This window comes from Xanthomonas citri pv. mangiferaeindicae, assembly GCA_002240395.1.
GTDB lineage: Bacteria > Pseudomonadota > Gammaproteobacteria > Xanthomonadales > Xanthomonadaceae > Luteimonas > Luteimonas citri_A.
Genome location: CP016836.1, coordinates 3,586,840 through 3,609,002 on the forward strand (window position 1 = coordinate 3,586,840; position 22,163 = coordinate 3,609,002).

Annotated in this window: 24 protein-coding genes; 12 read left to right on the forward strand and 12 right to left on the reverse strand. The window is 68.3% G+C overall.

Annotated elements, in window-relative coordinates:
• The 3 genes from BEN78_15580 to BEN78_15590 are packed head-to-tail and all read right to left on the reverse strand — an operon-like array spanning position 1 to position 2,595.
• A complete protein-coding gene (locus tag BEN78_15580; protein ASR44567.1) occupies positions 1–1,788 on the reverse strand; it encodes a succinate dehydrogenase flavoprotein subunit in 1,788 nt (595 codons plus the stop codon).
• Between the two features lie 7 nt (positions 1,789–1,795).
• Positions 1,796–2,209 (reverse strand): succinate dehydrogenase, hydrophobic membrane anchor protein, encoded by a 414-nt coding sequence (locus BEN78_15585; GenBank protein ASR44568.1) that lies wholly within the window; start codon positions 2,207–2,209, stop codon positions 1,796–1,798.
• Complete coding sequence (locus BEN78_15590) at positions 2,206–2,595, reverse strand: succinate dehydrogenase, cytochrome b556 subunit (protein ASR44569.1); 390 nt, start codon at positions 2,593–2,595, stop codon at positions 2,206–2,208. Before BEN78_15590 ends, BEN78_15585 begins: the two co-directional genes overlap by 4 nt.
• Before the next feature lie 283 nt (positions 2,596–2,878).
• Between BEN78_15590 and BEN78_15595 the strand changes: the two genes are divergently transcribed.
• On the forward strand, positions 2,879–3,766 hold the full coding sequence (locus BEN78_15595) for a hypothetical protein (GenBank protein ASR44570.1): 888 nt from the start codon (positions 2,879–2,881) through the stop codon (positions 3,764–3,766).
• Between the two features lie 524 nt (positions 3,767–4,290).
• Positions 4,291–4,713 carry a hypothetical protein gene (locus tag BEN78_15600; protein ID ASR44571.1) on the forward strand — a complete coding sequence of 141 codons (423 nt, stop codon included), beginning with the start codon at positions 4,291–4,293 and terminating at the stop codon, positions 4,711–4,713.
• A 54-nt stretch (positions 4,714–4,767) separates the two neighbouring features.
• Here BEN78_15600 and BEN78_15605 read toward each other — a convergent pair whose 3' ends face one another.
• The 6 genes from BEN78_15605 to BEN78_15630 all read right to left on the reverse strand — a co-directional run bounded on the left by BEN78_15605 (position 4,768) and on the right by BEN78_15630 (position 10,644).
• Positions 4,768–7,038 (reverse strand): MFS transporter, encoded by a 2,271-nt coding sequence (locus tag BEN78_15605; protein ASR44572.1) that lies wholly within the window; start codon positions 7,036–7,038, stop codon positions 4,768–4,770.
• An 11-nt stretch (positions 7,039–7,049) separates the two neighbouring features.
• Positions 7,050–7,694 carry a glutathione S-transferase gene (locus BEN78_15610; GenBank protein ASR44573.1) on the reverse strand — a complete coding sequence of 215 codons (645 nt, stop codon included), beginning with the start codon at positions 7,692–7,694 and terminating at the stop codon, positions 7,050–7,052.
• A complete protein-coding gene (locus BEN78_15615) occupies positions 7,691–8,257 on the reverse strand; it encodes a GNAT family N-acetyltransferase (protein ASR44574.1) in 567 nt (188 codons plus the stop codon). The genes BEN78_15610 and BEN78_15615 overlap by 4 nt, the downstream gene beginning before the upstream one ends.
• A gap of 10 nt (positions 8,258–8,267) precedes the next feature.
• Entirely contained in the window at positions 8,268–8,579 is a 312-nt protein-coding gene (locus tag BEN78_15620; GenBank protein ID ASR44575.1) for a cupin, read from the reverse strand.
• A 2-nt stretch (positions 8,580–8,581) separates the two neighbouring features.
• Positions 8,582–9,745 carry an acyl-CoA dehydrogenase gene (locus tag BEN78_15625; GenBank protein ASR44576.1) on the reverse strand — a complete coding sequence of 388 codons (1,164 nt, stop codon included), beginning with the start codon at positions 9,743–9,745 and terminating at the stop codon, positions 8,582–8,584.
• 125 nt (positions 9,746–9,870) lie between these two features.
• Positions 9,871–10,644 carry a hypothetical protein gene (locus tag BEN78_15630; protein ASR44577.1) on the reverse strand — a complete coding sequence of 258 codons (774 nt, stop codon included), beginning with the start codon at positions 10,642–10,644 and terminating at the stop codon, positions 9,871–9,873.
• A 167-nt stretch (positions 10,645–10,811) separates the two neighbouring features.
• On the opposite strand from BEN78_15630, the gene BEN78_15635 reads away from it, so the two are divergent.
• Positions 10,812–11,054, forward strand: coding sequence for a hypothetical protein (locus BEN78_15635; protein ASR44578.1), 243 nt, complete (start codon positions 10,812–10,814; stop codon positions 11,052–11,054).
• The gene (locus tag BEN78_15640; GenBank protein ASR44579.1) at positions 11,051–11,821 is read left to right on the forward strand and encodes a DNAase; all 771 of its coding nucleotides are present in this window, start codon (positions 11,051–11,053) and stop codon (positions 11,819–11,821) included. Before BEN78_15635 ends, BEN78_15640 begins: the two co-directional genes overlap by 4 nt.
• Positions 11,822–11,833: 12 nt before the next feature.
• Here the strand turns inward: BEN78_15640 and BEN78_15645 are convergent, their stop codons facing one another.
• Positions 11,834–12,637, reverse strand: a complete 804-nt coding sequence (locus tag BEN78_15645) for a tRNA threonylcarbamoyladenosine dehydratase (protein ID ASR44580.1) — start codon at positions 12,635–12,637, stop codon at positions 11,834–11,836.
• A gap of 83 nt (positions 12,638–12,720) precedes the next feature.
• On the opposite strand from BEN78_15645, the gene BEN78_15650 reads away from it, so the two are divergent.
• On the forward strand, positions 12,721–13,179 hold the full coding sequence (locus BEN78_15650) for a hypothetical protein (GenBank protein ID ASR44581.1): 459 nt from the start codon (positions 12,721–12,723) through the stop codon (positions 13,177–13,179).
• A gap of 139 nt (positions 13,180–13,318) precedes the next feature.
• Positions 13,319–13,804 carry a hypothetical protein gene (locus BEN78_15655; protein ASR44582.1) on the forward strand — a complete coding sequence of 162 codons (486 nt, stop codon included), beginning with the start codon at positions 13,319–13,321 and terminating at the stop codon, positions 13,802–13,804.
• A gap of 269 nt (positions 13,805–14,073) precedes the next feature.
• Here the strand turns inward: BEN78_15655 and BEN78_15660 are convergent, their stop codons facing one another.
• The gene (locus BEN78_15660) at positions 14,074–14,283 is read right to left on the reverse strand and encodes a cold-shock protein (protein ID ASR44583.1); all 210 of its coding nucleotides are present in this window, start codon (positions 14,281–14,283) and stop codon (positions 14,074–14,076) included.
• 250 nt (positions 14,284–14,533) lie between these two features.
• Between BEN78_15660 and BEN78_15665 the strand changes: the two genes are divergently transcribed.
• From BEN78_15665 to BEN78_15680, 4 genes are all read left to right on the forward strand, one after another.
• Complete coding sequence (locus tag BEN78_15665) at positions 14,534–15,034, forward strand: hypothetical protein (protein ASR44584.1); 501 nt, start codon at positions 14,534–14,536, stop codon at positions 15,032–15,034.
• A 15-nt stretch (positions 15,035–15,049) separates the two neighbouring features.
• Positions 15,050–16,264: a hypothetical protein gene (locus tag BEN78_15670; protein ID ASR44585.1), complete on the forward strand. Its 1,215-nt coding sequence runs from the start codon at positions 15,050–15,052 to the stop codon at positions 16,262–16,264.
• Complete coding sequence (locus BEN78_15675) at positions 16,261–17,409, forward strand: phospholipase (GenBank protein ID ASR44586.1); 1,149 nt, start codon at positions 16,261–16,263, stop codon at positions 17,407–17,409. Before BEN78_15670 ends, BEN78_15675 begins: the two co-directional genes overlap by 4 nt.
• A gap of 130 nt (positions 17,410–17,539) precedes the next feature.
• Positions 17,540–18,694 (forward strand): hypothetical protein, encoded by a 1,155-nt coding sequence (locus BEN78_15680; protein ID ASR44587.1) that lies wholly within the window; start codon positions 17,540–17,542, stop codon positions 18,692–18,694.
• A 73-nt stretch (positions 18,695–18,767) separates the two neighbouring features.
• Here BEN78_15680 and BEN78_15685 read toward each other — a convergent pair whose 3' ends face one another.
• Positions 18,768–20,282, reverse strand: coding sequence for a fumarate hydratase (locus BEN78_15685; GenBank protein ID ASR44588.1), 1,515 nt, complete (start codon positions 20,280–20,282; stop codon positions 18,768–18,770).
• A 227-nt stretch (positions 20,283–20,509) separates the two neighbouring features.
• On the opposite strand from BEN78_15685, the gene BEN78_15690 reads away from it, so the two are divergent.
• Together BEN78_15690 and BEN78_15695 are read left to right on the forward strand one after the other, a co-directional pair.
• Positions 20,510–21,280, forward strand: coding sequence for a YggS family pyridoxal phosphate enzyme (locus BEN78_15690; GenBank protein ASR44589.1), 771 nt, complete (start codon positions 20,510–20,512; stop codon positions 21,278–21,280).
• Positions 21,277–22,137 (forward strand): pyridoxal kinase, encoded by an 861-nt coding sequence (locus BEN78_15695; GenBank protein ASR44590.1) that lies wholly within the window; start codon positions 21,277–21,279, stop codon positions 22,135–22,137. Before BEN78_15690 ends, BEN78_15695 begins: the two co-directional genes overlap by 4 nt.
• The last annotated feature ends 26 nt before the right edge of the window (positions 22,138–22,163 follow it).

Sequence of the window (22,163 nt, forward strand, 5' to 3'; positions counted from 1 at the left end):
TCAGTAGACGCGTGCTTTGGGGGGCACGACTTCGACTTCGTCGTCGAGCGTGTACATATGCACCGGACGGTAGTCGATCTTGGTGTTGCCGGCCTCGTCCGCCCAGCACAGCGTGTGCTTGTGCCAGTTCTCGTCGTCGCGGTCCGGGTAGTCCTCGTGGGCGTGCGCGCCGCGCGATTCCTTGCGGTTCTCGGCCGAGACGATCGTCACCAGCGCCTGACCCAGCAGGTTCTCCAGCTCCAGCGTCTCGATCAGGTCCGAGTTCCAGACCAGCGAGCGATCGCTGACCTTGACGTCGGCGAACGAGGCGTGGATCTCGCGGATCTTGTCCACGCCCTGCTTGAGCGTTTCGCTGGTGCGGAACACCGCCGCGTCGTTCTGCATCGTGCGCTGCATGCGGTCGCGGATCACCGCGGTCGCGGTGTCGCCCTTGGCATTGCGCAGCTTGTCCAGGCGCGCCAGCGACTTGTCGCAGGCGTCGGCCGGCAGCGGCTTGTGACGCGCATCGGGCTTGATCGTCTCCGCGCAGCGGTTGGCCACGGCGCGGCCGAACACCACCAGGTCGAGCAGCGAGTTCGAACCCAGGCGGTTGGCGCCGTGTACCGACACGCAGGCGGCTTCGCCGATCGCGTACAGGCCGGGCACGACCGCATCCGGGTTGCCGTCCTTCAACTGCACGACTTCGCCGTGGTAATTGGTCGGGATGCCGCCCATGTTGTAGTGCACGGTCGGGATGACCGGAATCGGCTGCTTCTCGACGTCGACGCCGGCGAAGATCCGCGCGCTCTCGGCGATGCCGGGCAGCTTCTTGTGGATATCGGCCGGATCCAGATGGGTCAGGTCAAGATGGATGTGGTCCTTGTGCTCGCCGACGCCGCGACCCTCGCGGATCTCCATCGTCATCGAACGGCTGACCACGTCGCGCGAAGCCAGATCCTTGGCATTGGGCGCGTAGCGCTCCATGAAGCGCTCGCCGCTGGCGTTGCGCAGGATGCCGCCTTCGCCGCGGACGCCCTCGGTGATCAGACAACCCGCGCCGTAGATGCCGGTCGGGTGGAACTGCACGAACTCCATGTCCTGCAGGCCAAGACCGGCGCGCAGCGCCATGCCGCCGCCGTCGCCGGTGCAGGTGTGCGCCGAGGTCGCGGAGAAGTAGGCGCGGCCGTAGCCGCCGGTCGCCAGCACCACGCCCTGGGCGCGGAACAGGTGCAGCGTGCCCTCGGCCATGTCGAGTGCGAGCACGCCGCGGCAGGCGCCCTCCTCGTCCATGATCAGGTCGAGTGCGAAATACTCCACGAAGAAGCGCGCATCGTGCTTGAGCGACTGCTGGTAGAGCGTGTGCAGGATCGCGTGGCCGGTGCGGTCGGCGGCCGCGCACGTGCGCTGGGCGATGCCCTGGCCGTAGTGCGTGGTCATGCCGCCGAAGGGGCGCTGGTAGATCTTGCCTTCCTGGGTCCGCGAGAACGGCACGCCCTGGTGCTCGAGCTCGATGATCGCCGGGATCGCTTCACGGCACATGTACTGGATGGCGTCCTGGTCGCCCAGCCAGTCCGAGCCCTTGATCGTGTCGTAGAAGTGGAAGCGCCAGTCGTCCTCGCCCATGTTGCCGAGCGCGGCCGAGATGCCGCCCTGGGCGGCGACGGTATGCGAGCGGGTCGGAAAGACCTTGGTCAGGCACGCGGTCTGCAGGCCCTTGTGGGCCAGGCCGAAGGTCGCGCGCAGGCCGGCGCCACCGGCGCCGACGACGATCATGTCGTACTTGTGTTCGGTAATCGGGTAAGCGGTCATCACGGACTCAGGCAGTGAAGGCGATGCGGGCGATCGCGTACAGCGAGGCGATGGCGCCGAGCCCGCAGAGGAAGGTCACGAGCAGCTGGAGCGCCAGCTCGAAGGACCGCTTGTGCACATAGTCCTCGATCACGACCTGCAGGCCGAGCTTGGCGTGCCAGAACAGCGTGACCAGGAAGATCGAGAACAGGATCGCGTTCCACGGCCGGGCGATGATCGCGCGTGCGGTGTCCAGCTCCGCGCCGACCAGCGACAGCAGCGTCAGCACGAACCAGACGACAAGCGGCACCAGGATGATCGCGGTGACCCGCTGCTTCCAGAAGTGCGTCGTGCCCGACTTGCCCGAGCCCAGACCCTGGGCACGCTTGACCGGCGTGCGCAGCGGCACTGCGCGCGAGGTCTCTCCACCGCCGCCGCTCATGCCGCACCCCGCAGGCCGAAGAACCAGATGATGCCGGTGATCAGAAAGCCGACCACGAACACTGCATAGCCCGAGGCATAGGCCTTGGGAATCTCGAAGCCCCAGCCCGCATCCCACAGCAGGTGGCGGATGCCGTTGAGCAGGTGGTAGATCAGCGCCAGCGTGAAGCCGAACAGGAAGATCAGCCCCATCGGCGAGGCCCACTGCCGGGAAGCGAACTCGTAGGCTTCGCCGCCTGCGGCGATGGACATCAGCCACCACACCAGGGAAATACCGCCGACCGCCAAGGACACGCCGGTGATGCGGTGGAGGATGGACATGGTCGAGGTCATCTGCGGTCGATAGACCTGCAGATGCGGCGACAGAGGACGGTTGGGATGTGCCATCGCTGGCTGGTCTCCTCGCTGGCGGCGTCGCGCCGCGTGGCTGGTGGTACACAGGGCCGCTCGCGCCGACGCGATGCGGCGGCGATCAGAAATCGATGCAGCGGCCGTTCTTTTCCCAGTCGCCGTAACGGGTGGGATCGAGACCGTCACGGCCCCGATCTCGACCGCTGGCTCCGGCTCGGGTGCCGGAACAGGCGTGACCGCCGGTTCCGACCGCGGCGTTGCCGCGTCGTCGCCTATGATGTCCGGGGTGATCATTCGTTCAATTTTAGTTCCCACACCCATGGTAAACAAGCCACACCCCCTGCCCGACGCGGATTTCGCCCTTTCCGGCCTGCATGTGCTGCGGCTGTCGGGCCGCGATGCGCTCGCATTCGCGCAAGCCCAGTTCATGAACGACGTGTCCGCACTCGCTGACGGCCAGTGGCAATGGAGCGGTTGGCTGACGCCCAAGGGCCGCCTCGTCGCGCTGTTCGCGCTGCTGCGTCGTGACGCGCAAACGCTCGACCTGGTCCTGCACGACGCGGACCCAACCCTGTTCGCCGATGCGCTGAAACGATTCGTATTCCGCAGCAAGGTCGCGATCGTGATGGCCGGCGCGCCCGTCACCGGCCGATTCGCCGCCCCGGTGGCCGCGCGCGGCGCCCAGGCCGCATTCGCTGGCCAGGCAGTGGAACTGGACCTGGGCGTACCGTCGCAACCGCGCACCTTGTGCCTGCAGCCGGACGCGCCGGATGCGGCCACGACGACCGCAGCCGATGCCGCGCCGCAGCCCAATGTCGAGGCCGATGCGCACTGGCGCGCGATCGACCTGGCGCACGGGCTGCCGCGACTGGCCGCCAGCGAGTTCGACCGCTGGACGCCGCAGCAACTCTCGCTCAACCGCCTGCAAGCCTACAGCGTCAAGAAAGGCTGCTACCCGGGCCAGGAGATCGTGGCGCGGACGCATTTCCTGGGCCAGAGCAAGCGCGGCCTGGTCGCGCTGCATGGTGCGTCGACGGCGCAGGCCGGGCAGGACGTCGCCGCCGACGGTGCGCCGGTGGGCCGGATCGTCGCAGTCTCAACGCAGGTCCAGCTTGCGGTGCTGCCGCTGGATCTGGGACCTGCGTCGCTGGCCATCGATACCCATCCAGTGACGGCCGTACCACTGTGCGACGGCCTGGCGCGCTGAGCGTCTGCCTGTCTTTTTAGCTTCTATCCGCTTACCAGCGCGACGCATTGAGACGAAGGACCCCGTCTTTTCCGTCCGAAGTCAGAGTCCATCGGTCTGAAGCAGCGGACTGGCGGCCGGTGGCCGCGTCAAGCGCGCCATGGGTGAGCCAGCTCTGCCTGCGCGGCATGCCGCGCAGGCATGCGAACGCCGCGCGTGCTTCGCGTGGCCGGACCGCGAGCGGTCCTGACCGAGGGAAGCGCGGCTTCCGGCTGACAGGCCGCTGCCTGTCCGAAGTGGGATTCCCATCTCGCATATCGGAGAAGCCTCCCCCCTTTTCATGCCATGTGCGACTGCTATGCTCGGCTGCTGACAGGGCGCGCAAGCGCTGGGGAATGTCGAGGCAGTCGCCGGACCGGCTGCGGTCCGGTGGCAGGGGAACTGGAAAGCTCAAAGGGAATGTCATGAAGCGCACTATCTTGTCCGCGGCCTTCGCCGCGTCCGTCATTTCGCTCGCATTGGCGGCCTGCTCGTCCACACCCGACGTGCAGGCACCGGCACCGCAGCCGCCCGCACCATCGAGCGCCTTCATCGAAAAGCTCGATGCAGACGGCCTGTTCGCATTCGGCAAGGCCGGCATCCGCGACCTCAGCCCCGACGGCCGGGCCGCACTCGACGCGATCGCCGCCCGGCTCTCGGGCAGCGCGCACCAGTTGGACATCGTCCACGTCATCGGCCACAGCGACCGCATCGGCAATGCCAAGGGCAATCTGCGGCTGTCCAACCAGCGGGCCGAAGCGGTACGTGCGTATCTGATCGAGCACGGCGTGCCGGCCGATCGGATCACGGCGGTGGGGCGCGGCGATGTGGAGCCGGTGGTCGAATGCCGCAGCGAGCGCGGCCAGGCCCTGATCGATTGCCTGGCACCGAACCGCCGCGTCGAGGTCCGGGCCCGCTTCACCGACTGATCGGACGCCGCGTATCAGCCGAACGGCCGGCGCGTTGCGCCGGCCTTTTTTGGGTCAGGCCATCGCCGATGCGGCGGCGACGATGTCCGCCTCCGACGGAATCACCAAGAATGCGGCCCCGGCCAGTGGCGTGAACGTGTCGGCCCCGACCACCCGGCGCAACGGCCGGTCGCCGAAGCCCGCTTCGGTGATCGCGGTCACGATGCCCTCGCCCACGCCGGCACTGCGCCGCCCCTCGTCGACCACCAGCACCCGGTCGCATTCGGCCACGTGACGGGCAATCGCTCCTTCGTTGAGCGGCAACAGCCAGCGCAGGTCGACCACGCGCACGCGCCAGCCGCGCTCGGCCTCGATCGTGCGCGCCGCACGCAGGCTCATCGGCACGCCATTGCCGAACGTCAGCACCAGCAGATCGGTCGCCTCGGGCGCGTATACCCGCTCTTCGCCGAACGCCATCGCCTGGTCGGGCGGCGGATACGCGGTCAACCAACCGCCGTCACCGGCCTCGTAGAGGTCCTTGGTCATGTACAGCGCGATCGGCTCGAGAAACGCGCAGACCCGGCCGTCCACCTTCGCCAGCGCGGCCAGCGTGCGCAGCATCGTCGCCGCGTCGTCACCGCGCGACGGGCAGCCGACGACGAGTCCTGGAATGTCGCGCAGTGCGGTGATCGAGTTGTCGTTGTGGAAGTGACCGCCGAAGCCACGCTGATACCCCAGCGAGGCAATGCGCATGACCATCGGGTTGCGGTACTGGCCGTTGCTGAAGAACTGCAGGCTCGCCGCCTCGCCGCGGATCTGGTCGCCAGCGTTGTGGAAGTACGCCAGATATTGGATCTCGGGCAGCGGCAGCAGCCCCATATTGGCGTAGCCCTGCGCCAGCCCGAGCACGATCGTCTCGTCGAGCAGCGTGTTGAACACACGCCGTGGGCCGAAGGCTTTCTGCAGGCCCTTGGTGACGGTGTATACGCCGCCCTTTTGCGCCACGTCCTCGCCGAACAGCAGCGCTTCGGGATACTTGGCGAACAGGTCGTGCAATGCCTGGTTGATCTGGATCGCCAGGTGCCGCGGCGGCTGCGCCTCGGGCAGCTTGGCCTCGCCGCCGAACACACCCGGGCGCGCGGCGGCGTGCTCATACCGCGTGGCCTCGGCCTGGACCTGGGCCGGCGAATACGGGGCCAACGGCTGCATGACCTCGGCCAGAGTCTCCAGCCGCGGCCGGCTGTCGGCGTCGTGCGCGGCCGCGAAGCAGCGCGCGCGCGTGTCTTCGTACAGTGCCAGCAGCGCATCGGCGCTCATCAGGCCCGACTCGAGCGCGATCGCGGCCGAACGCAGCAAGGGATCGGTGGCCTCGACCGCGCACAGTTCCTCGAGCGAGCGCCACTCGATCTCGAAGTCGGTACCCGCGTGACCCATGATCCGGGTCGTGCGCAGGTGCAGGAAGGTCGGCCTGCGCGTGCGCCGGCAATGCGCCACCGCGCGCTCGACCTCGCCGTAGCCCGAGGCGAGATCCAGGCCGTCGGCGGCGAAGTAGTCCAGATCGGGGCGCTGGGCAAAGTTGCGCGCGATCCAGCCATCGGGGGTCTTGACCGAAATGCCGATACCGTTGTCCTCGCAGACGAACAGTACCGGCGCGGGAAGCTTCTGGTAGGCGGTCCAGGCGGCGGCGTTGAAAGCGGTCTGCGCGGTCGCGTGGTTGCTCGACGCATCGCCGAACGAGCACACGACGATGCTGTCGTCGGGCACCGGCAGCGCATGGCCGATGCGCCGTGCCTGCTCGATCGCGACCGCGGTGCCGAAGGCCTTGGGCAGGTGCGAGGCGATCGTCGAGGTCTGCGGCAGCACCCACAGCGGCTTGCTGCCCCAGACCTTGTGGCGGCCGCCGCTGGCGGGGTCTTCGCGGCTGGCCGCGAACGACAGCGCCGAGTCCATCACCGGATCCATGCCGGGCAGCTTGCGGAAGCGCTCGGCCATGAAGCCGCCGCTGCGGTAGTGCAAGAACGCCGGATCGGTATGCCGGGTCAGGCGCGCGACCATCGCATTGCCCTCGTGGCCACTGGACCCGATCGTATAGAAGACCTTGTTCTGCACGCGCAGCACGCGCGCCATCAGGTCCAGGTGCCGGCTGATCAGCTGCGATTGAAGCAGTTCGACAAACCCGCGTGCATTCAACGCACTGCCGGGCAGCACAGCGTCGGCATCGGCCGGACGTGCCTGCACCGGGCCGCGCCAGTCACGGACGAACTGCTGGAAGTTCGCGTCACAGATCTCGGCGCGGTTGAGGCCCTTCATGCGGGCGGGAATCGGGTTCGGGACGGTGGCGAACATGCGGTCGGGACCTACTGGCGGGATGCCGCGATCAGCGCGGCGTGTTCGGGCGCGGGCGCCGGCATGGCAACGAACCGCGGCGTCGCGCGCACGCGGGCCAGCCAGTCGCGCAGCGCCGGGTACGGCGACAGGTCGAATCCCCCGTCGCCAGCCGCATCGGTGTAAGGAAACAGGGCGATATCGGCAATGCCATAGCGCGGGCCGGTGAACCAGGGATGCGCCGACAGGTGTGTCTCCATCACCGCCAGGGCCTGCACGCCGCGTTCGTGCAGGCGCGGCAGTTCGGCGCGGCGCGGCGAATCGAGCGGCGTCCAGCCACAGATGAAGCGAGCAACGGCGAGACAGGGTTCGTGGCTGTACTGCTCGAAGAACATCCACGACAGCGCCTGCGCCCGTTGCCAGGCATCGTCCGGCACGAACTCGGTGCCCACCGCCAGCCAGTGCAGAATCGCGTTCGACTCCACCAGCACGCGGCCGTCGTCGAGCTCGAGCATCGGTACCTTGCCGTTGGGATTCTTGGCGAGATAGTCCGGGGTGCGGGTCGCGCCGCGGCTACTGTCGGTTTCGATCCAGCGATACGGGCGGCCGAGCTGTTCGAGCAGCAGCCGCAGCTTGTGGCAATTGCCGGATGGCGAGTAGCCGTAAATCGCGGTCATGCAAAGCGCTTTCGGTGCTCGCGCCATTGCGCGCGCGTCTGGCCCCAGATCTCGATCGGGTGGTCCTCGAACGGCGCCGGGAGCCGGCCCGGCCCGTGGCAGACAGCGCCCAGCCGCCGAGCGACGTTCTGCGACGGCAGGTTCTCCGGATCGATGCAGTGGATGATGTCGTCCCAGTGCAGTGCCTCGAATGCCCAGTCGATGGCGGCGACCGCTGCTTCCACGGCATAGCCCTGGCCCCAGGCATCGGGATGGAACGCGTAGCCGATCTCGTTGCCCGGCCAGCCCTCCGGGCGCCAGGGCCCGAGTTGACCGAGCCAGCGCCCCCCTGCCCGCTCGACGACCGAGAACATGCCGAAGCCCTGCAGCAGCCAGGCGCCGGGCTGCTGCAGGAACTTGCGCCATGCGGCCGCGCGCGGCTGGCACCCGCCGATGTAGCGCGCCGCGGTCTCGTCGGCCAGCAGTTCGGCATACCGGTCGAAATCCTCGGCCTTGGGCAGGCGCAGGATCAGGCGTTCGGTTTCGAGGATCGGCGAGGCAGCAAAAGAAGGGATCGTCGACATGGTGCAGGTCTCAGAGACTGCCGGCCTTCTCGATCACGAGGATGCGGGCCTCGCCGATCGGATGGGCGACATGCGCGTCGCCCCTGCCGGCATGGAACAGGTCGCCGGCCTCCAGCACGACCGCGCGCTCGGCCTCGCCCTGGCGATAGCGCATCTCCACGCGGCCATCGAGTACGGCGAAGACTTCCTCGCCGTCATTGACGTGCCACTGGTAGGGACGATCGGTCCAGTGCAGGCGGACGGTGGCGCCCTCGATGGCGGCGACATCCAGCGCGCCCCACGCGCTGTCGGCGGTGAACTCGCGAGATCGAATCGTGCGCATGGTCAGAACGCGTTGATGCCGGTCAACTCGCGCCCCACGACGAGCTGGTGCACGGTCTCGGTGCCTTCATAGGTGATGACCGACTCGAGGTTGAGCGCGTGACGGATCGGGGAGTGCTCGGTCGTGATGCCGGCGCCGCCCAGCAGATCGCGCGCCTCGCGGGCGATGTCGATCGCCATGCGGCAATTGTTCCACTTCGCCAGCGAGACCTGGGTCGGCTGCATCTTGCCGGCATCCTTCAGGCGTCCGAGTTGCAATGACAGCAACTGCGCGCTGGTGATCCGACGCGCCCAGTCGGCAAGCTTGATCTGCGCGCTCTGGGTCGCGGCCACCGGGCGATCGAACAGGATGCGTTCCTTGGAATAGCCCAGCGCCTCGTCCAGGCACGCGATCGCCGCGCCGATCGGCCCCCAGGTAATGCCGTAGCGCGCCTGGGTCAGGCAGCCCAGCGGACCCTTGAGTCCCTTGACGTTCGGCAGGCGGTTGGCATCGGGCACGCGCACATCGTCGAAGTACAGCGCGCTGGTGACCGAGGCACGCAGGCTCATCTTGTGTTTGATCTCCTGCGCCGTGAAGCCGGCGAAGTCCTTCTCCACGACGAACCCCTGGATGCCGTCGTCGGTCTTCGCCCAGACGATCGCGATGTCGGCCAGGTTGCCGTTGGTGATCCACATCTTGGCGCCGTTGAGGATCCAGTCGCCGCCGTCGCGGCGCGCATGGGTCTTCATGTTCGCCGGGTCCGAGCCGCCATGGGGCTCGGTCAGACCGAAGCAACCGATGACCCGGCCGGCCGCCATGTCGGGCAGCCAGCGGCGGCGCTGCTCCTCGCTGCCGTAGGCATAGATCGGATACATGCACAGCGACGATTGCACGCTGGCGAAGCTGCGCAGGCCGCTGTCGCCACGCTCGAGTTCCTGGCAGATCAGGCCGTAGCTGACCGCGTTGAGGCCGGCGCAGCCGTACTCGGTCGGCAACGTGGCGCCGAGCAGGCCGAGTTCGGCCATCTCGGGAATCAGTTCGGTCGGAAACCGCCCCTCGTCGAAGCAGGCGCCGATGATCGGCAGCACACGCTCGTCGGTGAAGCGGGCGACGGCGTCCTGGACCGCGCGCTCGTCTTCATCGAGCAGCGAACGCACGTCGTACAGATCGTAGGGATGCAGGGCCATGGCGGTCCGGTCTGGGCGGGATGCCGGCCATTGTAGCGATCCACGCGCCGGCGTCGTCGGGGGCCTCCACGCAGGAAGGCCGGCGATGTGCCGGCCTTCCTGCAAGACAGCGATGGCGCGGTTGCTCAGCCGCGCACGGGCGCGTCGTCGAGCGCTGCGGTCATCACCCGGCCATTGAGCACCGGCAGACGCTCGCCCGGGGCTTCGCGCATGCGCAGCGTGTGCTCGGTGCCTTCGTAGCGATAGGTGACGTCGTAGCCGACCGTCTTTTCCTCGTCGCCCAGCAGGATCCGGTTGCCCGGCTTGCTGTCGGTGCGCATCGAGCCGGTGGTGCCGTCGGGATTGCGATAGGTCACGTTGTAGGCGACCACGCGCGAGGACTGCGAGGAATCCTGCACGGTGCGGCACTGACGGTCGACACGTTCGACGACGCGGCCGCCGACATGGTTACGGTCGATCCGGTTGCCGATGAAGCCGCCGGCGGTCGCGCCGGCCGCGGTGGCGAGCTTGCGCCCATTGCCGCCGCCGACCTGGTTGCCCACCAGACCGCCGACCAGCGCGCCGACCACGGTCCCGCCGACGTTGCCGTCGCGCTCGGGCAGACGGTCTTGCACCACCACGTCCTCGCAGACCTGGCGCGGCGAGGTCGAGGTCATCGTCTCGCGGATCGGCTCGCTGCCCAGCACGGTCGCATAGACCTGTTCGGTCTCGGTGACCGGGCGGGTCGCCACGACGTCGGCATAGTCGAGCTTGTCCTCGACGCGCTTGTCCTCGGCGCCCGCGGTCGTATCGCCGGCGACCGATGTCCCCGCGCCATCGCGGCTGTTGTGGTACGCGCCGACGGCCACGCCACCTACCAGCAAAGACGCCAGCGCAATCGCGATCGTGTTGCTCTTCATGGGATCTCCTTGCGGCCATCGGCCTGTACGTCGTGACAGTGATTGCACCATTGCCAAGCTGAACAGGCACACGAACAAGGGCGACTCAGGCTGACCCGGCGCTAAACCGGGACGTCAGCAGGCCGTGCTAGCGTGTGCCGCATCCCGCCCCCCTCGCGAGGCCCACGATGCCCAGTCCCTTTACCGTGCCGCTCGTGTCGTGGCTGTCCCGGTTGAGTCACCCGCGCCTGTTCGTGGTCGTGGCCATCCTGTTCGGCATCAATCTGGTCATCCCCGATCCGATCATCCTGATCGACGAAGTCCTGCTGGGGCTGGCGACGGTCGCCCTGGCCCGGCGCAAGCGCACGTCCGACGCGCCGACACAGGCCGATCCGCGTCCGCCGATCGATGGCCAGGCGCGCCGCCCTTGAGGCTGATCGACAGCCACTGTCATCTCGACGCACCGCAGTTCGACGACGACCGCGCGGCGGTCGTGGCCCGCGCGCGGGCGGCGGGCGTTGTTCAGCAAGTGGTGCCGGCCATCGCCCGCGCCGGGTGGCCGGGCTTGCGTGCGGTCTGCGCCGCAGACGCAGGGCTGTTCCCCGCCTACGGCCTGCATCCCATGTTTCTGGCCGAGCATCAGCCCGAAGACCTCGACGCCCTGGCCGACTGGATCGTGCGCGAGCGGCCGGTGGCGGTGGGCGAGTGCGGCCTGGACCATTTCGTCGACGGGCTCGACCACGCAGCCCAGGCGCATTACTTCGAAAGCCAATTGCGCCTGGCGCATGCCCACGACCTGCCGGTGATCGTGCACGCGCGGCGGGCGGTCGATCCGGTGATCGCAGCGCTCAAACGGTTCGACGGCCTGCGTGGCGTGGTGCACAGCTTCGGCGGCAGCGCCGAACAGGCGCGCCAGCTGTGGCAACGCGGCTTCATGATCGGGCTCGGCGGGCCGTTGACCTATGACCGCGCCCGCCGTCTGCACCGATTGGCCGCAACGATGCCGATCGAACACCTGCTGCTCGAGACCGACGCCCCCGACCAGCCCGACAGTGCCCACCGCGGCCAGCGCAACGAACCGGCGCGCCTGGTCCACGTGCTGGAGGCGGTCGCGCGCCTGCGCGGCGAACCGCCGGAGATCGTGGCCGCGCAGACGCGCGACAACGCTGCGCGGTTGTTCGGTCTGCCGCCGCTCTAGCCGCCGCGTTGATCAGGCGGCGGCATCGGCCGCCGGCCGCAACAGCAGTTCGAGCGCCTTGCCGGCCGCGGCGAATGCGAACGCACCGGTGATGTGCGTGGCCGCCCCCAGGCCGCTGCCGCAATCGAGATTGAGCGCGGCATCGGGCCCCAACTGCGGGCGGAGGCCGCAGACACTGCCATCGGCCTGCGGATAGCGGACGTTCTCCAGCGAATAGATCGCCGGCACCCCGAAATAGCGCTTGGGGCCCTTGGGAAAATTGAATTCGGCGCGCAGCTTCTTGCGGATCAGCGCGAGCATCGCATCGTGCTCGGTCCGCGACAGATCGCGCACGCGCACCAGCGTCGGGTCGATACGGCCACCGGCGGCGCCCACCGTGATCACCGGCAGCTTGCGTCGCCGGCACCAGGCGATCAACTCGACCTTGCTGCGGAAACTGTCGCAGGCATCGATCACCAGGTCGTAGCCCCGCCCCAGCATTGCCTCGAGGTTGGCCGGGGTCACGAAGTCCTCCAGCGCATGCACCGTCATGCGCGGATGGATCGCCAGGCAGCGCTCGGCCATTACCCTTGCCTTGTTGCGCCCGTACTGGCCCTCGAGCGCCGGCAACTGCCGATTGGTGTTGGACACGCACAGATCGTCGGCGTCGATCAGCGTCAGCGTGCCGACACCGCTGCGGGCAAGCGCCTCGGCCACCCACGAACCGACCCCGCCCAGCCCGACCACCGCGACGTGCCGCTGCAACAGGCGCGCGACCGCGCCCTGCCCGTACAGGCGTTCGATTCCGGCGAAGCGGGCGCGTGCGTGTTCGTCCATGGTGCGCATTCTACCGGGCGCCCTGCCCCGCCGGCCGCCCATGCTAAGGTCGCGCCGCCTTTCGCCACCGCCAGGAGCGCACGATGCCGACGCCCGAGCCCTCGTCTTCCGCGCGCACGCCGCCATCGGCTGCCGCACGCTATGCAGTGGTGTTTGTCCTGGGCCTGGTGGTCGGGGTGTTCGCGCTCGTCGTCGTGCTGCGCGCGCTCGAGAGCCGGCGCGATTGGCAGGACCACTATCCCGGTGCGCTGATGCGGCTCTACCAGGCCCACATGGCGGGCCTGCAGACGGCGGTCGACACGGGCCGCTGCCCATCGGCCGACAGCACGGCCCATCTGCGCGCGCTGCGCTTGCTGTCTGATGATCTGGAACCGGCGTTTCCCGACCTGCGCGACCATCGCGGTTTCAGTGCGCATGCCGACGCGGCGCGACGCGCCCTCGATACGGCTCTGGCCACGCCGCCGAGCGATTGCGCCGAGCTGCGCGTCGCGGTCGATGCGGTCGGTGAGACCTGCAGCGGGTGCCATCGGGATCTGCGCTGAGTCCTGAATACGGGTCTGAATCGAGGCTGGACGTCCGCCTCGGTCGCGTCGTTGGACGCGACGAATTGCTGCCTCATTCACGTCGCCCGCATAGCGTTGGCGACGTCGGGCAGCGGGCCCGCTCACGCTAGGAGATCCCATGAAATCTCGTCTGATCGGTACCGCAGCGGTCGCCGTCTCGTTGGCACTCGCCGGCTGCGCGTCCTCGCCCGGTTATTCCGATTACGGCCGTTACGATGGCTACGGCAGCGGTTATGGCGGCGGTTATCGTGGTGAGTGCTACGACTGCGGCACCGTGACCCGCATCGAGGTGGTCGGTGGCGACCGTGGCCCGAATGTCGCCGGACCGCTGATCGGCGGCATCGTCGGCGCGGTGGCGGCCAAGGAACTCGCACGACACAACACCGACAGTCACGGTCGCCGGAATGTCGCGATCGGCGCCGGTGCGGTCGGCGGTGCGGTGGCCGGCAACGCGATCCAGAATCGAGTCGAGGGCGCGCGTCATTTCAATGTGCATGTGCGCATGCAGGACGGCCGCACGATCGTGCTCAGTCAGGGCGATCTGGACGGCATCCGCGAAGGCTCGCCGGTCCGCGTCCAGAACGGACGCGCCTACGCCTACTGACCCGCGGTGCGCTTGTTCGGCCGGCGACTCTGTGTCTACCCGAAGTCAGGTTGCCAATACCCGCAGCAGCGGCCTGCCAACCGGTGGCCGCGTCGAGCGCGCCATGGATGGCGCGCGCCCGAGTCAGGACAGGATGTCCTGACCGAGGGAGGAGCGGCTTCCGGCTGACAGGCCGCTGCCCATCCGAAGTGCGCCGCATTTCCGAATTAAGAAGAGGACATAAAAAAACCCGGCCATTGGCCGGGTTTTTCTTGAAGCATCGCAGCTGGTCAGAGCGGCGTCACGGCGTCGGCCTGCAGGCCCTTCTGGCCCTGGACGACGGTGAAGCTGACCTTCTGGCCTTCCTGCAGGCTCTTGAAGCCCGTGCCCTGGATGGCGCGGAAATGCACGAAAACGTCTTCGCCGCTTTCACGGCTGATGAATCCGAATCCCTTGGCATCGTTGAACCACTTCACGGTACCGGTCTCGCGCTCTGCCATGTTGCTCTCTCTCCCTGAAACTGTTCGATGTATCGAGCGATTACGCCTGTCGGGCGGCTGGTTGCAAGGAGAACACGGGTGCGACGATGCAGCGGACCGGTGGAACGAGCCAGCGACTTGATGCAGGGTCACGATTCACGGTGACCTTGACAAACACAGCGCCTGCAAAGTAACCCGGCATTTATGAAAATGCAATCGCCCCCCAAAGGCCCGTTCCAGGGGCCCGTGGCCCCGATCCAGCGGGGCGCGCATGGACATAAGTGTGCCGCTCTACCTGCTCGCCGGCCTGCTGGTCGCCATCGGCCTGGCCGGCGTCGTGTTGCCGGCCCTACCCGGCCTGCCACTGGTATTCGCGGGCCTGCTGACGGCGGCCTGGGCGGACGGTTTCCAGCGCGTGGGCGCGATGCCGCTCGTCGTGTTGGGGCTGTTGACCGCGGTCTCGTTCGCGGTGGACTTTTGGGCCACCACGGTCGGCGCCAAGCGCGTGGGCGCCAGTCCGCTGGCATTGCTGGGCACGGTGGTCGGCACCTTCGTCGGTCTGTTCTTCGGCCTGCCGGGCCTGTTCGCCGGTCCCTTCGTCGGCGCGGTGGTGGGCGAGTTGATCAGCCGCCGCACTCTGTATCCTGCCGGCCTCGGCCATGCGGCCAAGGTCGGCATCGGCACGTGGCTGGGCATCGCGCTGGGCGTGGCATTGAAACTCGCATTGGCGGTCTCGATGCTGGCGATCTTCGCATTCGCTTGGTGGTTCTGAGTCCACAATCCCCCGATGACCGATTACCCCCATACCGCTTCCCTGCCGCCCCGTCGCGGGCGATTCCTCGGCCTGTTGGCCGTTCTGCTGCTGGCGCTCATGGCCGGCCTCATTGCCGGGCCAAGCCTGGCCACACCGAGCGCGGCGCCGGCCGCACCGGCAACCACCGATCCCGGCGCGGCCGCCGGCGCTCAAGCGGTCGATGCCCCACCACCAAGCGCGGCGCAAGCGTTCGAGGAGGCCGACGTGCGCGGTCGTTTCGACGCGGTGTACGACGAAACCGTCAACCGTTTCATGCGCCTGCTCGCGAACCTGCCGTTGCTGCTGGCCGCGCTGGTGGTCGTGGCACTCGCCGCATGGCTGGGCCGCGTGGTCTCCCAGCGCCTGCATTGGCTGCACCTGCGCACGCGTAACCCCTATCTCGACAGTCTGCTGCGTCGCATGGTGCAGGCCGCGATCCTGCTACTGGGCATCGTGATCGCACTGGACCTGCTCAACGCGACCGCGGTGATCGGTGTGGTGTTCGGCTCGGCCGGCGTGCTGGGCATCGCAATGGGCTTCGCGTTCAAGGACATCGCCGAGAACTACATCGCCGGCATCCTGTTGAGCCTGCGCCGGCCGTTCGAGCCGGGCGAGACCGTCAAGATCGACAGCTACGAGGGCCGGGTCGCCTCGTTGAGCGCACGCGCGATGGTGCTGGTCACCGCCGAAGGCAACGAGCTGCGCCTGCCCAATGCGTTGGTGTTCAAGGCCGTGATCCTCAACTACAGCAGCAACCCGCGCCGTCGCTTCGATTTTGCGATGAACATCGACGCCAGCCATTCGATCCGCCAGGCGCAGGCGATCGGTCTGGCCGAGATCGCCGCGATCGATGACGTGCTCACCGATCCCGGTCCGTCGTGGACACTGGTCGAGTTCGGCCCCTCGGGCAGCGTGCTGCGTTTCTTCGGCTGGGTGGACCAGCGCAAGAGCGACCTGGGCAAGACCCGCGGCGAGGCGATCCGCCGGGTCAAGGGCGCCTTCTGGCGCGCCGGCATCCAGGGCCCGCGCAGCACCACCCACGTCGTCCTCACGCGGGACACGGACGCGCTCCCCGATCATCACGACATCGAACCGGCGACCAGCGTCGGCGTCGACACCTCGGTCAACCGCGACATCGACGAGCACGTCGCCGAAGTCGTCAATGCCGATCCCCAGAACCTGCTGATCGCAAAGGACGCCCCGCAATGAATGTCCGTCTCGCCCTGCTCCCGGCCGCGCTCGCGAGCCTGTCCACACACGCCCTGGCGCAGGCGCCATCGGTCGCACCGTCGGCCCCCGCCAGCCTGGAGGCCTGCCTGGCGGTCGAGCAGGACGCGCAGCGTCTGGCGTGCTACGACGCCTTTGCCGGCCGCCAGGCGCCGCCGACGCCGCAGGCCGACGTCACCGCCGAGCGCGCGCGCGAGCTGCGCCGCGATCCGGCCGCGCTTGCCGAGGTGCTGTCCGCCGAATCGGCCAGCCGCAACCTCTACGCGCGCGACACCACCCGCGGCCTGGAGGACGCCATCGCCAACGCGGGCCAGGGCTCGCTGCTCGACAGCCGCTGGGAACTGGCCAAGGACTCCAAGCTGGGCATCTTCAACCTGCGTGCCTACAAGCCGCTGTATCTGCTGCCGGTGTTCTGGACCTCGGACGTCAACCGCACGCCCAGCTCGCCCAATCCGGCCAATACGGTCACCGATCCGATCGCGCTCGACAGCACCGAGGCCAAGTTCCAGATCAGCTTCAAGACAAAGGCGGTCGAGAACCTGTTCGGCAACAACGGCGACATCTGGATGGGCTACACCCAGAGCTCGCGCTGGCAGGTCTACAACAGCGAGGCCTCGCGCCCGTTCCGCGAGACCAACTACGAGCCCGAGATCCTGATGGTCTTCCGCAACAACTATGGCCTGCCGGGCGGCTGGCGCGGGCGCATGACCGGGATCGGCATCAACCATCAGTCCAACGGCCGCGGCGACCCGCTGTCGCGCAGTTGGAACCGGGTGATGTTCAACTTCGGCTTCGACCGGCAGAACTGGGCGCTGACCGCGCGGCCGTGGATCGTGCTCGGCGAAGGCAGCGACAGCGACAACCCCGATATCGCCGACTACATGGGGCGCGGCGACCTGACCCTGAGCCACGTCCGCGACGGCCACCAGTTCACGCTGATGGCCCGGCATTCGCTGCGCGGCGGCGACCGCTCGCACGGCGCGCTGCAGTTCGACTGGGGCTTTCCGATCCACCGCAATTTCCGCGGCCATCTGCAGGTGTTCGACGGCTACGGCGAAAGCCTGATCGACTACAACCACAAGGCCACCTATGTCGGCCTTGGCATCTCGCTGATGGACTGGTTCTGACTGGGACGGCGCGGGCGCCTGGCCCGCGCCACCAGGCGCCGCGGCGCGCCGATCACGGGCTTGCGGCGCCGCCGCGGCAAGCGGCTATGATCGGCTCGCCCGCGGCGCTGCCGCATGCCAGGATCCGCGTATGGAGGCCGCTGCCACCCCGCCCCCACCGCAAGACGCCACTCCGGTCGCGCGTCCGCGCCGCTCGTTCTTCGCCTACGCATCGGCGCTGCTGGGCCTGCTGAGCGTCTTTGGCGTCGTCTGTTTCCATTTTCCCGAGTTGCTGACCAGCAAGGAGTTCCGCGCGGTCTACGACGAGGGCTTCGCGCGCAACCTGTTGCTGATCGGCCTGGTCGCGGCATTCTTGCTGGGCACGCTGGCGATCCTGCGCGACCGCAACAAGCGCATCGCCACGATCGGCGTCGCCAGTGCGACGCTGGCGGTGCTGCTGGGCGGCACCAATGTGCAGTTCGATGCCATTGGCCACACACCGTACTCCCTGGGCCTGGACTGGTTCGTGATTTCGCTGTTCTTCTCGGCGCTGGTGTTCGTGCCGCTGGAGCACTACCTGGGCAAGCGTCGTGTCTCGCCGCTGCGCCCGGGCTGGCGCACCGACCTGACGTACTTCTTCATGAGCCATGTGCTGGTGCAGTTCATCCTGATCCTGGTCACGGCCTCGACCTCCACGACTGCCAGCTTCGCCGCGTTCCCGGCGCTCGAGCGGGCGATCCAGTCGCTGCCGGTCTGGGCGCAGTTCCTGATCGCGGTGTTCGTGGCCGACATGGCCCAGGCGCTGCTGCACCGCGCCTACCACAACATTCCCTGGCTCTGGCGCTTCCATGCGGTGCATCACTCCAGCCGCCAGATGGACTGGCTGGCCGGCTCGCGGATCCATTTCGTCGAGATCGTGCTCACGCGCAGCGTGGTGCTGTTGCCGTTGCTGGTGCTCGGCTTCTCGACCGCGGCGATCAATGCCTACGTCATCCTCGTCGGCCTGCAGGCGGTCGTCGCCCACGCCAACATCGGCGTGCGCTTCGGCTGGCTGGAGTACGTGCTGGTGCTGCCGCGCTATCACCACTGGCACCACGCCCGCGAGCAGGACTACATCGACGTCAATTACGCGATCCACCTGCCGCTGGTCGACATGCTGATGGGCACGTTCAAGCTGCCGCGCGAGCGCGATGCCTGGCCGCAGGAGTACGGCGTGATGAAGCTCGAGACGGTGCCGCGCGGCATCGTCAGCCAGCATCTGATGCCGTTCCGTCGGCGCAAGACCTTCGACGACTACGTCGACTGAACGCGAAGGTCGCCTGCGCAAGTGCGAACGGCGCCCGCAGGCGCCGTCCGATCCGCTGTCGCGTCGTCGCCGATCACACGACTTCGAGCGGGATGCCGGCGATCTTGGCCTTCCAGGTCCGCGGGCCGGTCTCGTGCACCGATTCGCCGTTCGCATCCACGGCCACCGTCACCGGCATGTCCTTGACCTCGAACTCGTAGATCGCTTCCATGCCCAGGTCCTCGAACGCGACGACGCGGCTGGCCTTGATCGCCTTGGACACCAGATAGGCCGAGCCGCCGACCGCCATCAGGTACACCGCGCGGTTGTCGCGGATCGCCTCGATCGCGGCCGGGCCGCGCTCGGCCTTGCCGACCATCCCCAGCAGGCCGGTCTGCTCGAGCATCTGCCGGGTGAACTTGTCCATGCGCGTGGCGGTGGTCGGCCCGGCCGGGCCGACGACCTCTTCGCGCACCGGGTCGACCGGGCCGACGTAGTAGATGAAGCGGTTGGTGAAGTCCACCGGCAGCGTCTCACCCCGGTTGAGCATGTCGACCATGCGCTTGTGGGCGGCGTCGCGCCCGGTCAGCAGCTTGCCGTTGAGCAGCACCACCTCGCCCGGCTGGAAGCTGGCGACCTCCTCGCGGGTGATCGTGTCCAGATCGACCCGGCGCGCGTTGCGTGGGTTGTAGGTGAGCTCGGGCCAGTCGGCGAGCGACGGCGGGTCGAGGGTCACCGGCCCGCTGCCGTCAAGGGTGAAATGCGCATGCCGGGTCGCGGCGCAGTTGGGGATCATCGCCACCGGCAGGTTTGCCGCATGGGTCGGGTAATCCTTGATCTTGATATCGAGCACGGTGGTCAGGCCGCCGAGCCCTTGCGCGCCGATGCCCAACGCATTGACCTTCTGGTAGAGCTCGACGCGCAGCTCCTCGATCCGGTTCGACGGCCCGCGCGCAATCAGATCCTGGATGTCGATCGGCTCCATCAGCGATTCCTTGGCCAGCAGCATCGCCTTCTCGGCGGTGCCGCCGATGCCGATGCCGAGCATGCCCGGCGGACACCAGCCCGCGCCCATCGTCGGCACGGTCTTGAGCACCCAGTCGACGATCGAGTCGGACGGATTGAGCATCGCGAACTTGGACTTGGCCTCCGAGCCGCCGCCCTTGGCGGCCACGATCACCTCGACCGTGTTGCCGGGCACGACCTTGACGTTGACAACCGCCGGCGTGTTGTCGCGGGTGTTGCGGCGCGCACCGGCCGGATCGACCAGCACGCTGGCACGCAGCTTGTTGTCGGGATCGTTGTAGGCGCGGCGCACGCCCTCGTTGACCATGTCCTCGACGCCCATCGTGGCGTCGTCCCAGCGCACCTGCATGCCGATCGCAAGGAACACGGTCACGATGCCGGTGTCCTGACAGATCGGGCGGTGGCCCTCGGCGCACATGCGCGAGTTGATCAGGATCTGCGCCATCGCATCCTTCGCCGCGGGCGAGGCCTCGCGCTCATAGGCATCGGCGAGATTGCGGATGTAATCGACCGGATGGTAGTAGCTGATGTACTGCAGCGCATCGGCGACCGACTGGATCAGGTCGTCCTGGCGGATCGACACGGGCGCGCCCGACGGCGCGGCATGCGGGGAGTGGCTTGCGGACACGGCTGGCTCGAGGCTGGCGGAAAACCCGCCCATTCTAGGCCTTCCGACCGGCCACGGCAGCCGACCGTCCACACCGCCGGCGCAACGACCCGGCCCCGCGCGGCGCCAATCCGCCAGGCGTATCCTTGTCGGCTTCCGGCTGCAGCCTGCGGCCGGCGCCGATCCACCACGCCCCCGTTCTGATGACCGATACCCCGAACGACCCCGCCGCCGCGCTGCGCAGCCGCCTCGACACGGTGCGCGCGCGCATCCACGATGCCTGCCATGCCGCCGGACGCGACCCGGCGCAGGTGCGCCTGCTGCCGGTCAGCAAGACCGTCGACGAGACGCGGTTGCGCCTGGCGCACGCGATCGGCCTGCGAGAGCTGGGCGAGAACAAGGTGCAGGAAGCGCTGGGCAAGGCCGAGGCGATGGCCGATCTCGACGACCTGCGCTGGGTGCTGATCGGCCATCTGCAGACCAACAAGGCCAAGTATGTCGCGCGCTTTGCCAGCGAGTTCCAGGCGCTCGACAGCCTGCGGGTCGCCGAAGCGCTCGACCGCCAGTTGCAGGCCAAGGGACGTGCGCTGGACGTGCTGGTCCAGGTCAACACCTCGGCCGAGCCGAGCAAGTTCGGGCTGGCGCCCGACGAGGTCGCAGGCTTCGTGCGGCAACTGGGTGCGTTCTCGTCGCTGCGCGTGCGCGGCCTGATGACGCTGGCCTTGTTCTCGCCCGATCCGGCACTGGTGCGCCCCTGCTTTGTGCGCCTGCGCACGTTGCGCGACCGGCTGCGCCAAGAGGCGCCGGCAGGCGTGACGATGGACGAGTTGTCGATGGGCATGTCCGGCGATTTCGCACTGGCGATTGCCGAGGGCGCGACCACGGTGCGCGTGGGCACGGCGATCTTCGGCGACCGCGGCCTGCCCGACAGCCATTACTGGCCGGGGCTCGCCTCCTCGGCGCAGACCCGATGAGCGCCCTGCTCCATGCGCCGCCCGTCGGCACGCGCATCATCGACGTCGTGTCGGTGCAGTCGCAGGTCGTCTACGGCAGTGTCGGCAACAGCATTGCGGTGCCCGTGCTGCAGGCGCTCGGGCTGCAGGTGGCGCCGGTGCCGACCGTGGTGTTCGGCAACACGCCGCACTATCCGACGATGCATGGCGCGCCCTTGCCGCTGGACTGGTTCGAGGGCCTGCTCGAGGACCTGGAGGCGCGCGAAGTGGTCACCCGCGCGCGGCATCTGCTGGTCGGCTATCTCGGCTCGCCGGCCCAGGGCCTGGCGCTGGCGGCCTGGCTGGATCGCATGCGCGTGCGCAACCCGGCACTGCGGATGCAGATCGACCCGGTCATCGGCGACCACGACACCGGCATCTACACCGATCCGGCGCTGGTCCCGGTGTGGCGCGACCATCTGCTGCCACGCGCCCATGGCCTGACTCCGAACCATTTCGAGCTCGAACAGCTCTGCGGCCGCGCACTGCGCACGCTCGAGGACTGCGCCCAGGCCGCGGCCGGCCTGCTCGGCCCGGTCACCGAATGGGTCGTGGTGACCAGCGCCGCGCCCGAGACCTGCCCGCCTGGCGTGGTCCAGGTGCTCGCGGTCTCGACGCAGGGCTGGGAGACGTTCGAGCACCCCGCGGTCGCGCATGCGGTCAAGGGCACTGGCGACATGTTCGCTGCGCTGGTCGGCGGCCGGATGATGACCGGCGCCGCGCTCGGCGATGCCGTGCGCCGCGCCTGCGACGACGTGGTCGCGGTGCTGCGGCATGTCCAGGCGCAAGGCTGGCAGGAACTGGCGCTGCCGCGCGAGATCGGACGACGCCTGGGCTGAGCCCGGCGCGGGCAACGCTGACCCAG

Coding starts and splice junctions, on each gene's coding strand:
- BEN78_15580 (ASR44567.1), bottom strand. CDS start 1,788: ATGACCGCTTACCCGATTACCGAACACAAGTACGACATGATCGTCGTC.
- BEN78_15585 (ASR44568.1), bottom strand. CDS start 2,209: ATGAGCGGCGGCGGTGGAGAGACCTCGCGCGCAGTGCCGCTGCGCACG.
- BEN78_15590 (ASR44569.1), bottom strand. CDS start 2,595: ATGGCACATCCCAACCGTCCTCTGTCGCCGCATCTGCAGGTCTATCGA.
- BEN78_15595 (ASR44570.1), top strand. CDS start 2,879: ATGGTAAACAAGCCACACCCCCTGCCCGACGCGGATTTCGCCCTTTCC.
- BEN78_15605 (ASR44572.1), bottom strand. CDS start 7,038: ATGTTCGCCACCGTCCCGAACCCGATTCCCGCCCGCATGAAGGGCCTC.
- BEN78_15610 (ASR44573.1), bottom strand. CDS start 7,694: ATGACCGCGATTTACGGCTACTCGCCATCCGGCAATTGCCACAAGCTG.
- BEN78_15615 (ASR44574.1), bottom strand. CDS start 8,257: ATGTCGACGATCCCTTCTTTTGCTGCCTCGCCGATCCTCGAAACCGAA.
- BEN78_15620 (ASR44575.1), bottom strand. CDS start 8,579: ATGCGCACGATTCGATCTCGCGAGTTCACCGCCGACAGCGCGTGGGGC.
- BEN78_15625 (ASR44576.1), bottom strand. CDS start 9,745: ATGGCCCTGCATCCCTACGATCTGTACGACGTGCGTTCGCTGCTCGAT.
- BEN78_15630 (ASR44577.1), bottom strand. CDS start 10,644: ATGAAGAGCAACACGATCGCGATTGCGCTGGCGTCTTTGCTGGTAGGT.
- BEN78_15635 (ASR44578.1), top strand. CDS start 10,812: ATGCCCAGTCCCTTTACCGTGCCGCTCGTGTCGTGGCTGTCCCGGTTG.
- BEN78_15645 (ASR44580.1), bottom strand. CDS start 12,637: ATGGACGAACACGCACGCGCCCGCTTCGCCGGAATCGAACGCCTGTAC.
- BEN78_15650 (ASR44581.1), top strand. CDS start 12,721: ATGCCGACGCCCGAGCCCTCGTCTTCCGCGCGCACGCCGCCATCGGCT.
- BEN78_15655 (ASR44582.1), top strand. CDS start 13,319: ATGAAATCTCGTCTGATCGGTACCGCAGCGGTCGCCGTCTCGTTGGCA.
- BEN78_15660 (ASR44583.1), bottom strand. CDS start 14,283: ATGGCAGAGCGCGAGACCGGTACCGTGAAGTGGTTCAACGATGCCAAG.
- BEN78_15665 (ASR44584.1), top strand. CDS start 14,534: ATGGACATAAGTGTGCCGCTCTACCTGCTCGCCGGCCTGCTGGTCGCC.
- BEN78_15670 (ASR44585.1), top strand. CDS start 15,050: ATGACCGATTACCCCCATACCGCTTCCCTGCCGCCCCGTCGCGGGCGA.
- BEN78_15675 (ASR44586.1), top strand. CDS start 16,261: ATGAATGTCCGTCTCGCCCTGCTCCCGGCCGCGCTCGCGAGCCTGTCC.
- BEN78_15680 (ASR44587.1), top strand. CDS start 17,540: ATGGAGGCCGCTGCCACCCCGCCCCCACCGCAAGACGCCACTCCGGTC.
- BEN78_15690 (ASR44589.1), top strand. CDS start 20,510: ATGACCGATACCCCGAACGACCCCGCCGCCGCGCTGCGCAGCCGCCTC.
- BEN78_15695 (ASR44590.1), top strand. CDS start 21,277: ATGAGCGCCCTGCTCCATGCGCCGCCCGTCGGCACGCGCATCATCGAC.